Raw genomic sequence first — 13,022 nt, forward strand, 5'->3', positions numbered from 1 at the left:
CAGGGTGTCCGTCTCCCGCTGCACGGTGACGCCCCGCTCGCGCAGCGCCGCGGCGAGCCGGCTGCCGCCGTCGTCGGAGGTGGCGACGGGGGAGAGGAACCCCCGGTCGCCGGGGTCGGGCTGGTCGACCGCGTGGGTGACCAGGGTGGTGGTGAGCAGCAGCGCCGCCAGGCCCAGCGGGATCAGCAGCCGGTGCCGGCGACGCCGCCGCCGGGGGGTGTCGGCGGCGCGCGGGGTGGTCGGGGCGGCGGTGGCGGTCGCGCTCACGGTCGTGTCCCGTCCCCGGGCCGGTCGGTCAGCACCCGGTCGAGGTCGGCGGCGTGCTCCCGCATCCGCCGGTCGTGCTCCGCCGAGGCGGGACGCCGGCCATACCAGAGCTCGGAGAAGATCGCCCCGGCGGCGCTCAGCGGCGGGCCGACCTGCGGGCGGGCACCGGTCGCGGCGCTCACCACCTCGAGGACCGTCATCCCCGGCTGCGGCTGGACCAGCCGCCGGACGACCAGTTCCCGGATCATGGCGCGCAGCCGCTCCCGGACCGCCTCGGCGTACCGGCCCTCGGCCGCCAGCCGGTCGGCGAGGGAGAGGTGGACGGCGGCGGGGAGTTCCTCCTCTCCGTCGCGGGGCGCCGGTACGACGGGCGCCGGTGCGTCCGCCGGGCGGGGTCGGCGGCGTCGGCGCGGCAACCGGAGCCGGGGCAGCCGCAGGCGGGGGAGCCGGCGGGGCACCCAGGCGGGGAAGGTGTACCAGGCGGCGGCGACCAGCGCCGCCCCGGCGACGAGCAGCAGTGCCGCCAGCGGCAGCGGCACGTGATCGCCGAGCGTCGCGGTGGTTTCGGTCCACCATCGGCTGAAGCTCACCGCCCGGCCGCCAGCAGGACGGTCTCGCCGGTGCCCGGCCGTGCCCGGGAGAGCAGGATGTCCAGCCCCTCGGTGCGCATCCGGGTCTCCAGGTGCAGCACCGCGTCCAGGCAGGCCAGCGCCGGGTAGGCGACGCCGTTGACGCCCGCCCAGATGGCCAGGGAGAGCCAGGCCGCCCAGTCCCGGTCGACCAGGTCGAGCGCGTTCAGCCCGGCGTAGACGCCGAGGCCGAGGCCGAGTCGGACGATCCACCAGGCCAGGTAGCCGAGCAGCCGGATCCAGCCGGCCCGGCCGCCGCCGCGTACGGCCAGCGCGGCGGAGCGCAGCGGGGCGCGCAGCGGGTGCACCCGGTCGACGACCAGCGCCGGCGCGACGGCGCCGAGCAGGGCGAAGCCGACGACCCAGGCCGGGCCGAGGAGCGCGGCGGCGAACATCAGCCCGCCGACCAGCGCGGTGAGCAGCAGGGTGGCGCCCCACCGCGCCCCGGCGGGGCGGAGCAGCTCGCGTACGCCGACCGCGCGGTCGAACAGCGTGGCGCCGGCGGCCCGGGCGGCCGGGTTGCCGAGCACCATGATGATCATCGCTTCGATCGCCGCGCCGACCGCCAGCAGCACCCAGTACTCGGCGAACCGCCCGTACTCGAGGAACCAGACCGGCGGGCCGGCGCCGGCGGCGAGCCGGAGCGGGTACAGCAGGAGTTGCTCGCCCACGGCCAGGACGAGGGCGACCGGGACCAGCACCCGGGCCTGGCCGCGCAGCAGCAGGACCGCCGAGTCGAGCAGCTCGCCCACGGTGAGCGGGCGGCGCGGGAGCACGGCGGTCGGGCCGGCGTCGGGCACGCGTACTCCTGGAAAAACGGGCGACGGTGGCGCGTGAGGGCGCACGCAGGGATCATGGTGACACGCGGGGTCCGATCGGGTGGACCCGCACGCCGGGGCGGCGACGTCGGGGCGTCGGTTGCTGGGCCGTGGCGTCTCGCGGCAGTAGCGTGCCGGGTGACGCGGAACCCATCGAACTGAACGGGATGGAAACATTAACCCCATGAGAGCCCGGGTACTGGTGGTCGACGACGACCCCGCGCTCGCCGAGATGCTCGGCATCGTCCTGCGCAGCGAGGGCTTCATGCCCTCCTTCGTCGCCGACGGGGAGCGGGCCCTGGCCGCGTTCCGCGAGAACCGACCCGACATCGTCCTGCTCGACCTGATGCTGCCCGGCATGAGCGGCATCGACGTGGCCCGGTCGATCCGGACCGAGTCCGGCGTGCCGATCGTCATGCTGACCGCGAAGAGCGACACGGTCGACGTGGTCCTCGGCCTGGAGTCCGGGGCCGACGACTACGTGGTCAAGCCGTTCAAGCCCAAGGAACTGGTCGCCCGGATGCGGGCGCGGCTGCGCCGGGGCGAGGACGTCGCCCCCGAGACGCTATCCATCGGGCCGCCCGGCAACCAGATCACCATCGACGTGCCGGCGCACACCGTCAGCCGCAACGACGAGGAGGTGAAGCTGACGCCGCTGGAGTTCGACCTGCTGGTCGCCCTGGCCCGCAAGCCGCGTCAGGTCTTCACCCGCGAGGTGCTGCTGGAGCAGGTCTGGGGCTACCGGCACGCGGCCGACACCCGCCTGGTCAACGTGCACGTGCAGCGGCTGCGCGCCAAGATCGAACCGGATCCGGAGCGGCCGGAAATCATCCTCACCGTGCGGGGCGTGGGCTACAAGGCGGGCACCGGATAGCCTGGTCGCACTGTGGCCACCTCTCCGATCCCGGACCTTCCGACAGCAGTTCCCCGCCGGCGTGGCGCCGCGTGGGAGCTGTGGCGCGGGCTGAGCGGGCGGTCCGCGCGCCTGCTCGCCTGCCTGCACCAGACCTGGCGCCGGTCGTTGCAGGTGCGGGTGGTGACCATCACACTGGTCGCGTCGAGCCTGCTGGTGGGCGGTTTCGCCTACCTCATCGCCGACAAGATCACCAACATCCTGCTGGAGAACGCCGAGACCGACGTGCGGGTGCGGCTGGACAGCGGCGCGGCGTACGCGGCGAAGCAGTTCGGCCTCTTCAACCAGCCGCAGGAGGCCCAGCTCCAGGAGACCATCGACGGCACGGTCAACTACCTCGCCGGCGGTGACCCGCAGCAGACCACCGGGGTGGTGGTGGCGCTGACCGCCGACAACCACGCCGGCACGATCCAGTCGCGCACCTCCCCGGCGGTCGACGTCCGGCCGTTGATCAGCCGAGAGCTGCGCGGCACGGTCGCCGGTGGCGAGGTCGCCAGCCAGATCCGCACCGGGCGGTTGGGCGGGGAGCGCACCAAGTACCTGGTGTACGGCTCACCGGTGCCGACCCGGTTCGGGCAGGTGGAGCTCTACTACCTCGTACCGCTGACCCGGCAGGACACCACCGCCGCCGACGCCCGGGCCACCGTGGTCGCCACCGGCGCCGCCCTGGTGCTCCTGCTCGGCCTGCTCGCCGCCCTGGTCACCCGGCTGGTCGTGACCCCGGTCCGGGTGGCCGCCCGGACGGCCCAGCGGCTCTCCGCGGGGCTGCTCGACCAGCGGATGGTGGTCAACGGGGAGGACGACCTGGCGCTGCTCGCGGCGTCGTTCAACCAGATGGCGACCAACCTGCAACGGCAGATCCTCCGGTTGGAGGAGATGTCGCGCCTGCAACGCCGCTTCACCTCGGACGTGTCGCACGAGCTGCGGACGCCGTTGACCACGGTCCGGATGGCCGCCGACCTGATCTTCGCCGAGCGGGACGAGTTCGAGCCCGCGGTGGCGCGCAGCGCCGAGCTGCTCCAGGCCGAGCTGGACCGCTTCGAGGAGCTGCTCACCGACCTGCTGGAGATCAGCCGCTTCGACGCCGGCTTCGCCGCGCTCGACGCCGAGCCGACCGACCTGGTGCCGGTGGTGCACCGGGTGGCCGACCGGCTGGCCGGGCTGGCGGAGCGGGCCGGGGTGACCATCGACCTGGACGTGCCGACCGCCCCGGTGATCGCCGAGGTGGATCCGCGCCGGGTCGAGCGGGTGCTGCGCAACCTGGTGGGCAACGCGGTGGAGCACGGCGAGGCCAAGCCGGTGGTGATCACACTGGGCATGGACGAGACGGCCGTCGCGATCACCGTCCGCGACCACGGGGTGGGGCTCAAGCCGGGCGAGGAGAAGCTGGTGTTCAACCGGTTCTGGCGGGCCGACCCGTCCCGCGCCCGGCAGACCGGCGGCACCGGGCTGGGCCTGTCCATCAGCCTGGAGGACGCCCGGCTGCACGGCGGCTGGCTGGAGGCGTGGGGAGCGCCGGGGCAGGGCGCCCAGTTCCGGCTGACCCTGCCGGCCCGGGCCGGCGACCGGCTGACCACGTCCCCGCTGCGGCTGGTGCCGGCCGACGCCGCGCTGCCCTTCGGCGGCCCCCGCGCCGGCGGCCTGCTCGCCATCGGTCCGGGCACCGACGGCGCACTGGCGATCGGCCCGGGCACCGACGGGGCGCTGGCCGTCGGTCCGGCCGGGAGCGGCGGACGCGCGGAGGTCGGATCGTGAGGCGTGGCCTGCTCGTCGGGGTGCTCGGCGGGGCGCTCCTGCTCGGTGGCGTCGCCGGCTGCGGCATCCCGGAGAACTCCGAGGTCCGGGTGGACGGGCCGGGCCCGGCCGCGGAGGGGGGCTCGACCAGCGGCAGCCGGGGCGTGCCGCCGACCCGTACCTCCAGCGGCAGCCGGGAGGAGTTCGTCCAAAACTTCCTCTCCGCGGCGGCGGGCGAACCGGGCAAGGCCTACGAACGGGTCCGGAATTTCATCGACCCCGCGTACCGCGGCCGACTGCAGGAGAAGCAGAACAGCGAGATCGCGCTGACCGTGGTCCGGTTGACCGAGGCGCCGGTGATCATCCCCGGCCCGGAGACCACGTCGGTCACCCTCAACGTCCAGCACGTCGGGCAGTTGCGTGCCGACGGAGTGCTGGCCCCGCCCGAGATCAGCACCCCGAAATACCAGTTCGAGCTGCGCAGTCCGGCCGGGCAGGAGGGCAAGCCGGACGCCGGCCTGTTCGTCGCCGAGCCGCCGAACGTGCTGCTGCTCAGCGTCGAGGCCCTGGACGCCTACTACCAGAGCCGGACGGTCTACTTCTGGAACGCCGACCGCACCCGGTTGGTCCCGGACCAGCGCTACCTGCCGCTCGCGGTGCCCGACGAGCGGCGGGTCAGCGAGGTGGTCAGGTGGCTCACCGACGGCCCCTCCGCCTGGTTGGACAACGCGGTCAGCGGCCTGCCCGGCAACACCCGGCTGATCAACAACGCGACCCGGACCGACGGTCGCTGGGAGGTCAACCTGGAGATGCCGGACGACAAGGTCCAGCTGGAGCAGCTCGGCGCCCAGCTCGCCTGGTCGCTGACGGACCTCGACGGGCAGCTCGAGTTGAAGATCCGCAATCAGTCCCGGACGGTCATCCCGGACCTGGAGGCGCACCGGGCGGCCCGCCCGATACACCAGATCACCCAGAGCCCCCAGCGGTTCTGCGTCTACGAGGGCACGGTCCACCCGCTGGAGTACGCCGGCGAACCGGTCGGCCCGGTGCCGGTGGTGGCGAAGGCGAACAAGGACGTCGTGTCGGCCGGTTTCAGCCGGGCGGGCGAGGAGATCCTGGCCGCGCTGGTGGTCACCGGTCCCGGCCGCCGCCAGCACCTCTCCGTCGGCACCGGCGTCGACCCGGTGACGATCTTCACCCGCAGCCCCGGCCGGGGCTACGGGGCGATGAGCCGCCCCGTCTGGCTGCGCTCGGCCGATGCGCGCCAGCCGGTCGGGCTGGTGGTCGCGGACGGCAACCTGTACCGGTTCGACGCCCGCGCGCAGTTGGCCCCCGTGGCGCTGGGCGTGCCCGCACCGGTGACCGCGGTGGCCGCGTCGCTGGACGGGCACCGGCTCGCCGTCATCGCCGGTGGCTCGCTGTACGTGGTCGCGCTGAGCCCCGATGGCGGCGGGGTCACCCCCGGACCGGCCCGTCGGCTGGCCACGTCGCTGACCAACCTCTCGGCCGTCGACTGGTACGGCGAGAACAGCCTGATCCTCGCCGGTTCGGTCGGCCGCCCGGCGGTCTACGAGATGAGCGTGGACGGCGCCCGGGAGACCCGGCTGGACGAGAACATCGGCGCCCGGGTGACCCACCTCGCCGCCTACCCGGCGAGCCCCCCGGTGGCACCGCTCGGCGTGGCCATGTTCGAGGCGAACGGGGTGTCGTACCGGAGCAGCCCGGTCGAGCGGATCCAGCGGGAACAGGTGCAGGGGGTCGACACGCCGCCGGACGGAGTGCGGGCCGGCAACCCGACCGCCCCCTTCTTCCTCTACTGATCCCGGTGCGGGACCTCGGCGGGCTCTGGGCGGACCTCACCGACCTGGTGCTGCCCGCCGACTGCGCCGGCTGCCGGGACCGCCGGCCGGGGCTGCGGCACGGGGTCTGCCCCGGGTGCGTGGTGGCGCTGCACGAGCTGCGGCCCCGGGCGGCGCGGCCCACTCCCGCCCCGCCCGACCTGCCGCCCTGCGTCGCCCTCGGCCCGTACGCCGGCCCGCTGCGCGAGGTGCTGGTGGCGTACAAGGACCACGGCCGGCACGGGCTGGCCCGCCCGCTGGGTGTGCTGCTCGCCGAGGTGGTGGCGGCGGTCGGCGGGGTGCGTCCGGTGGCGCGGTGCCGGTGCCGGACACCGCCGCGGCCGCCCGGGTTCGGTACGGCGACCACCTGGGGCGGCTGACCCGGCACTGCGCGGGCCGCCTGCGCCGGGCGGGTTGGCCGGTGATAGTGCGGTGACCGCTGCGCGCCCTGCCCCGTCCCGACTCGGTGACGCTGGACAGCGCGGGCCGGGCGGCGGCGGCCCAGGCGGCGTTCCGGGCCCGCTCCCGGGTGGCTCCGGTCCCGGCCGGGACAGCCGTGGTGCTGCTCGACGACATCCTCACCACCGTCCACCCTCGCTGCGGTGGCCCGGGTGCTGACCGCGACCGGGCTGTCACCGGCGGTGGCCGCCGTGCTCGCCGCGACCGAGAAACGGCACCGGTCGTAACCGTTCGTGTTTCCGTTTCACCCGTTGGTGTACGAGCTGTGAAAATTCCCGGCCCGTATTCGCAACCGGGGGTGACTGCCGGCCGAACAGGCGTTAGCGTTTTCGTGTCGGGGGTAGGAGGTCGTTCCACCCGCCCCCGGCGGTGAAAGGAGGCGTAGCCGTACTGACCGGTCGACGCCGAGCGGGAACTTCCCCAGGGGCGCGACCGGGAAACCGGATCGAACGACCGTCCGAACTAGGGAGGTCACGTGGACATCGTGGTCAAGGGCCGAAACGTCGAAGTGCCGGACCATTACCGGGTGCACGTAGCTGAGAAACTCGCGAAGATCGAACGCTACGACCACAAACTTATTCGTGTCGATGTCGAGCTGTTTCACGAGCGGAATCCGCGTCAGGCGGACCACTGCCAGCGGGTCGAGATAACCTGCGTTTCCCGCGGCCCGGTGATCCGCGCCGAGGCCTGCACGAACGACTTCTACAGCGCCCTCGACGCCGCCATCGCCAAGCTCGACACCCGGTTGCGCCGGGCGGCCGACCGCCGCCGCGTCCACCGGGGCCGGCACGCACCCCTCTCCGTCGCCGCCGCCACCGCCAATCTGCCGGTCGCCGACCTCGGCGCCACCCCTCTGGCGGCACCCGTCGACGCGCGCGGCGGCGCCGCCACCGCCGTCGCGGAACGGATCGAGGAGGAGCACGACGACCAGCCCTGGCACATCGCGCGGGAGAAGGTGCACCCCGCCGAGCCGATGACCATCGACGACGCGCTGTTCCAGATGGAACTCGTCGGCCACGACTTCTACCTGTTCCAGGACAAGGAGTCCGGCCGGCCGAGCGTCGTCTACCGGCGGCACGCCTACGACTACGGAATCATCTCCCTCGCCATCTGATCCCGGTCGGCCGTGGTGACGACGTCACGTCGCCACCACGGCCGCCGTCCGGCGTCCGCGGGCCGTCAGCCGAGGCGTCCGATCCTGTCGGCACCGTCCCGGGCGTCCGCCGCCGGGTCAGCGCAGCTCCTCGGGAAGCAGCCCGAAGACCAGGTCGTCGATCCGGGTGCCGTCGAGCCCCGGCAGCCGGCCGCGCAGCAGCCCCTCCCGGCGGAAGCCGACGTTCTCCAGCACCCGGTGCGAGGCGGTGTTGTCCGGCATGGTGCCGGCGACCAGCCGCGCCATCCCGGCCGCCCCGAACGCCCAGCCCGCCAGCAGCCGGACCGCCCGGGTGGCGTACCCGCGGCCCCGCCAGGCCGGCAGCAGCGCGTAGCCGACGCTTCCCTCGCCGGCCGCCGGGTCGGAGTACGACAGCCCGCAGCTGCCCGCCGGCTCCCCGCCCGCCGCGTCGAGGATGAGCAGGCGCGCGATGGCCCCGGTCAGCCACCCGCTCTCGGCCAGCCGGCAGCGCCGCTCGATCGCGCCCCGGGTCGGCGGCACCGGTGGCGCCTGGTTCGCCACCACCTCCGGCCGGGTGTGCAGGCCGAACATCAGGTCGACGTCGTCGGGGCCGAGCGGGCGCAGGGTCACCACGCCGTCGGTGAGCCGGCCCTCGGGCAGGTCGGGCAGGAGCCGGGGCGCCGGTCCCGGGGGGTCGTCGGCGAGGCGTACCCAGGCGGTCAGGTCCGTCCGGCCGCCGCCGCGGACCTGGCCGGCGGCCCGGCGTACCCCCTCGTGGCGGAAGCCGGCGGCGAGCGCCACCCGCTGGCTCGCCGGGTTCTCCGCGTGGGTCAGCAGTTCGAGCCGCTCGAAGCCGCCCCCGAGGGCGGCGTCGGCCAGGGCGCGGGCGGCGCCGGTGGCGACACCCCGTCCGCGTGCCCACGGCGCGACCCAGTAGCCGACCTCCGCCTGCCGGCGCGGGATGACGACCTGGCTGAGGCCCGCGCCGCCGACCAGCCGGTCGGTGGCGCGGTCGGCGACGGCGAACGCGGCCCCGCCGCCGGCCCGGGCGGCCGGGGCGCCCTCGGTGATCCACCAGTGGGCGTCGGCCTCGGTGTACGGCTGCGGCATGCCGGGGTTGAACCGCAGGTTCAGCGGATCGTCACAGCCGGCGGCCAGGTCGGCGACGTCGTCGGGGCGGAACTGCCGCAGCCGGATCCGGTCGGACTCGATCACCTCCGGAGGCGTCACATCAGGTCCTCGGCGAGCAGCGCGGCGACCCAGACGTCCGACCGCTCACCACGGTGGGAGACCCCGCCGCGGGCGGTGCCCTCGAAGGCGAAGCCGGCCTTCTCGGCGACCCGGCGGGAGGCGGTGTTGCCGACGTTGGCCCGCCACTCGATCCGGGCCAGGCCGAGCGTACTGAAGCCCCAGGCGCTCAGCGTGGTCAACGCGGCCGGCATGTATCCCCGGCCCCGGTACGCCGGCGCGGTCATGAACCCGACGTCGCCCGTCAACGGGTCGGCGGGGGAGATCCGCAGGTCGACCGAGCCCGCGTACCGGTCCTCCGGGTCGGTGATCACGAAGGAGGCGCTGGCGCCTGCGGCCCAGCCGTCCCGGATGATCCCCAGGTACGCCTCGGCGTCAGAGCGGTCGTAGGGGTCCGGGACCGTCGTCCACCGGATGGTCTCCGCCTCCCGGCAGGTCTCCACCACGGCGTTCAGGTCGCGTTCCTCCATCGGGCGCAGCCGCAGCTCGCCGGCGCCCGCGGTGGCGAAGAGGGTGGGTTGAGGCCGACCGAAGACGGCGGCGCGGCGCGCTTCCAGGGTGCCCGGCCCGGCCGGCCCGTCGGCGCCGGGCGCCGGCACCTCGCCGGGGAGCAGGGAGCCGATCCACCCCTCCTGGCCGCCCCCGGGCGTCGGGTCGGCGAGCCGGAGCCGTCCGGAGACCCGGAAACCGGCCCGGAGGGCGACCAGCCGGGAGGCGTGGTTGCCCACCTCGGCCTGCCAGGTCAGTCGGCGCAGCGTGAGCGCGTCGAAGGCCCAGCGGGCGACCGCCCGGGCGGCCCGGACGGTGACGCCCGCGCCCCGGGCCCAGGGCGCGGTCCAGTAGCCGATCTCGCCGCTGCCGTGGCCGGGGTCGATGGTGACCAGGCCGCACGAGCCGAGCAGGTCCCCGGTGGCGGCGTCACAGACCGCGAACGGCGCACCGGTGCCTTGTTCCCAGTCTCGCCGGGAGATCTCCGTGACGAACCGGTGCGCGTGTTCGGGCAGGTACGGGCGCGGTACGGTGGTCCAGCGCTGGATGTCCGGGTCCTGGCACGCCCGGTGCACCGCTTCCGCGTCGGTCGCCTGCCAGGGTCGCAGCAGCAGGCCGTCCTCGATGATCTCCACAGGCTCCACCCGAGCCATCGTGCCGGATCGTTCGCGGACGGCGTAACCGGAATAGGGCGAGCCGCTGGGCGCCGAGCGCGTTATGTCGGTTTCGCCGGGTCGGACCGCCGCCACCAGTGACCATCGCGCCGATGGAGCGCCTACGATGGTTCGAGACTGTCTAGGGGAGCGTTGATCCGTGTCGATTCTGGAAAAGGTCCTTAACGCGGGCGAGGGCCGCATGGTGCGCCGGCTCAAGGCCATCGCCGCCGCCGTCAACTCGATCGAGGACGACTACGTCAACCTCACCGACGAGGAACTGCGCGGCATGACCGACCAGTTCCGGGAGCGGTTGGCCGACGGCGAGACCCTCGACGACCTGCTGCCGGAGGCGTTCGCGGTGGCTCGGGAGGCGGCCGCGCGGGTGCTCGGCCAGCGTCCGTACGACGTCCAGGTGATGGGCGGCGCGGCGCTGCACTTCGGCAACATCGCCGAGATGAAGACCGGTGAGGGCAAGACCCTGACCTCGGTCATGGCGGTCTACCTCAACGCCCTCTCCGGCAAGGGCGTGCACGTCATCACCGTCAACGACTACCTGGCGCAGCGTGACGCCGCCTGGATGGGCCGGGTGCACGAGTTCCTCGGTCTCACCGTCGGTGTGGTGCTGCCCAACCGGCCCGCCGTCGAGCACCGGGCCGCCTATGAGTGCGACATCACCTACGGCACCAACAACGAGTTCGGCTTCGACTACCTGCGCGACAACATGGCCTGGTCCAAGGACGAGCTGGTCCAGCGCGGCCACAACTTCGCCGTGGTCGACGAGGTCGACTCGATCCTGATCGACGAGGCCCGCACGCCGCTGATCATCTCCGGCCCGGCCGAGCACTCCGCCCGCTGGTACGGCGAGTTCGCCGGCGTGGTGGCCCGGCTCCAGCCCGGCAAGGACGGCGAGGGCGACTACGAGGTCGACTACGCCAAGCGCACCATCGCGGTCACCGAGCGCGGTGTGGCCAAGGTCGAGGACCGGCTCGGCATCGACAACCTCTACGAGTCGGTCAACACCCCGCTGGTGGGTTACCTCAACAACGCGATCAAGGCCAAGGAGCTCTACAAGCGCGACAAGGACTACATCGTCAGCGACGGCGAGGTCCTGATCGTCGACGAGTTCACCGGCCGCATCCTGCACGGCCGCCGCTACAACGAGGGCATGCACCAGGCGATCGAGGCCAAGGAGGGGGTGGAGATCAAGCAGGAGAACCAGACCCTGGCCACCATCACCCTCCAGAACTACTTCCGCCTCTACGAGAAGCTCTCGGGCATGACCGGTACCGCGCAGACCGAGGCGAGCGAGTTCAACAAGGTCTACAAGGTCGGCGTGGTGACCATCCCCACGCACCGGCCGATGGTCCGGCAGGACCGCCCGGACGTGATCTACAAGACCGAGAAGGCCAAGTTCAACGCCGTGGTGGAGGACATCGCCGAGCGCCACCAGCAGGGTCAGCCGGTGCTGGTCGGCACTGTCTCGGTGGAGAATTCCGAGATCCTCTCCCAGTTGCTGCGCCGCCGGGGCATCCCGCACTCCGTGCTGAACGCCAAGTTCCACGCCCGGGAGGCCGAGATCGTCGCCCAGGCCGGGCGCCGGGGCGCGGTCACCGTCGCCACCAACATGGCCGGCCGCGGCACCGACATCCTGCTCGGCGGCAACCCCGAGTTCCTCGCCGCGAACGAGCTGCGCCAGCGCGGTCTCGACCCGGTCGAGAACGAGGAGGAGTACGCCAAGGCGATGGAGGAGGTCCTGCCCAAGTGGAAGCAGGCCTGTGACGCCGAGGCCGACGAGGTCGCCGAGGTCGGCGGTCTCTACGTGCTGGGCACCGAGCGGCACGAGTCCCGCCGCATCGACAACCAGCTGCGTGGTCGTTCCGGCCGGCAGGGTGACCCGGGCGAGTCCCGGTTCTACCTGTCACTGCAGGACGAGCTGATGAAGCGGTTCCGCTCCGGGGCGGTCGAGGCGGTCATGGACCGCTTCAACATCCCGGAGGACGTGCCCATCGAGTCGAAGATGGTCACCCGCCAGATCAAGAGCGCGCAGGCCCAGATCGAGGGCCAGAACGCCGAGATCCGCAAGAACGTCCTGAAGTACGACGAGGTGCTCAACAAGCAGCGCCAGGTGATCTACGCCGAGCGGCTGCGGGTGCTCAACGGCGAGGACCTCTCCGACCAGGTCCGCAACATGATCGACGACGTCATCGAGGCGTACGTGCGGGGGGCCACCTCCGAGGGCTACGGCGAGGACTGGGACCTCGAGCAGCTCTGGTCCAGCCTCAAGCAGCTCTACCCGGTCGGCATCACGATCGAGGAGCTGGAGGAGGAGGCCGGCGGCTCCCGGGGCGGCATCGACGCCGACTTCCTGCTCGCCCGCCTCAAGGAGGACGCGAACGCCGCGTACGACCGGCGCGAGGAGCAGCTCGGCACCGAGGGCGTACGCCAGTTGGAGCGGATGGTGCTGCTCCAGGTCATCGACCGCAAGTGGCGTGAGCACCTCTACGAGATGGACTACCTGCAGGAGGGCATCAACCTGCGGGCGTACGCCCAGCGCGACCCGGTGGTGGAATACCAGCGCGAGGGCTTCGACATGTTCGCCACCATGATGGACGGCATCAAGGAGGAGACGGTCGGCTTCCTCTACAACCTGGAGGTGCAGGTCCAGGAGCCCGAGCCGGCGGCCGAGGAGGTCAAGCTGCTCGACAAGCCGGTCGAGATCCGGGCCAAGGGCCTGGCCCGGGCGCCGCAGCAGCAGGGCCTGCAGTACTCCGCGCCGACCATCGACGGCGAGGCGGGTGCCGGCGCGGTGGCCGTCGAGCGCGCCGACCAGCAGGCGCCGGCCCTCGGCGTCGGCAGG

The 13,022-nt window shown here is 73.2% G+C and carries 9 protein-coding genes and 2 pseudogenes; 6 read left to right on the forward strand and 5 right to left on the reverse strand.

The annotated features are described in order from the left end of the window. From NCC78_RS17050 to NCC78_RS17060, 3 genes and pseudogenes are all read right to left on the reverse strand, one after another. A pseudogene (locus tag NCC78_RS17050) lies at positions 1-267 on the reverse strand (DUF4350 domain-containing protein); the annotation flags it as partial. After that, positions 264-857 (reverse strand): DUF4129 domain-containing protein, encoded by a 594-nt coding sequence (locus NCC78_RS17055; protein WP_250795581.1) that lies wholly within the window; start codon positions 855-857, stop codon positions 264-266. The gene NCC78_RS17055 and the pseudogene NCC78_RS17050, both read right to left, overlap by 4 nt. Then, positions 854-1,696 carry a hypothetical protein gene (locus NCC78_RS17060; RefSeq protein WP_250795582.1) on the reverse strand — a complete coding sequence of 281 codons (843 nt, stop codon included), beginning with the start codon at positions 1,694-1,696 and terminating at the stop codon, positions 854-856. The genes NCC78_RS17055 and NCC78_RS17060 overlap by 4 nt, the downstream gene beginning before the upstream one ends. Before the next feature lie 202 nt (positions 1,697-1,898). On the opposite strand from NCC78_RS17060, the gene mtrA reads away from it, so the two are divergent. From mtrA to hpf, 5 genes and pseudogenes are all read left to right on the forward strand, one after another. Beyond that, positions 1,899-2,588: an MtrAB system response regulator MtrA gene (gene mtrA, locus NCC78_RS17065; RefSeq protein WP_250795584.1), complete on the forward strand. Its 690-nt coding sequence runs from the start codon at positions 1,899-1,901 to the stop codon at positions 2,586-2,588. A gap of 12 nt (positions 2,589-2,600) precedes the next feature. Further along, a complete protein-coding gene (mtrB, locus tag NCC78_RS17070; protein WP_250795585.1) occupies positions 2,601-4,382 on the forward strand; it encodes an MtrAB system histidine kinase MtrB in 1,782 nt (593 codons plus the stop codon). Beyond that, a complete protein-coding gene (locus tag NCC78_RS17075) occupies positions 4,379-6,181 on the forward strand; it encodes an LpqB family beta-propeller domain-containing protein (RefSeq protein WP_372495147.1) in 1,803 nt (600 codons plus the stop codon). The genes mtrB and NCC78_RS17075 overlap by 4 nt, the downstream gene beginning before the upstream one ends. A gap of 47 nt (positions 6,182-6,228) precedes the next feature. Continuing rightward, positions 6,229-6,885: pseudogene (locus NCC78_RS17080) on the forward strand (ComF family protein). Positions 6,886-7,133: 248 nt separating this feature from the next. Then, on the forward strand, positions 7,134-7,772 hold the full coding sequence (hpf, locus tag NCC78_RS17085; protein WP_250795586.1) for a ribosome hibernation-promoting factor, HPF/YfiA family: 639 nt from the start codon (positions 7,134-7,136) through the stop codon (positions 7,770-7,772). A gap of 117 nt (positions 7,773-7,889) precedes the next feature. Here the strand turns inward: hpf and NCC78_RS17090 are convergent, their stop codons facing one another. Beyond that, positions 7,890-9,002: a GNAT family N-acetyltransferase gene (locus NCC78_RS17090; protein ID WP_250795587.1), complete on the reverse strand. Its 1,113-nt coding sequence runs from the start codon at positions 9,000-9,002 to the stop codon at positions 7,890-7,892. Beyond that, positions 8,999-10,162 (reverse strand): GNAT family N-acetyltransferase, encoded by a 1,164-nt coding sequence (locus tag NCC78_RS17095; RefSeq protein ID WP_250795589.1) that lies wholly within the window; start codon positions 10,160-10,162, stop codon positions 8,999-9,001. Before NCC78_RS17095 ends, NCC78_RS17090 begins: the two co-directional genes overlap by 4 nt. A gap of 160 nt (positions 10,163-10,322) precedes the next feature. Here NCC78_RS17095 and secA point away from each other — a divergent pair. Further along, positions 10,323-13,022, forward strand: a 2,700-nt coding sequence (gene secA / locus NCC78_RS17100; RefSeq protein WP_250795590.1) for a preprotein translocase subunit SecA, incomplete at its 3' end; no start/stop codon positions are given.

The sequence above is a fragment of the Micromonospora phytophila genome, from assembly GCF_023656545.1.
GTDB lineage: Bacteria > Actinomycetota > Actinomycetes > Mycobacteriales > Micromonosporaceae > Micromonospora > Micromonospora phytophila.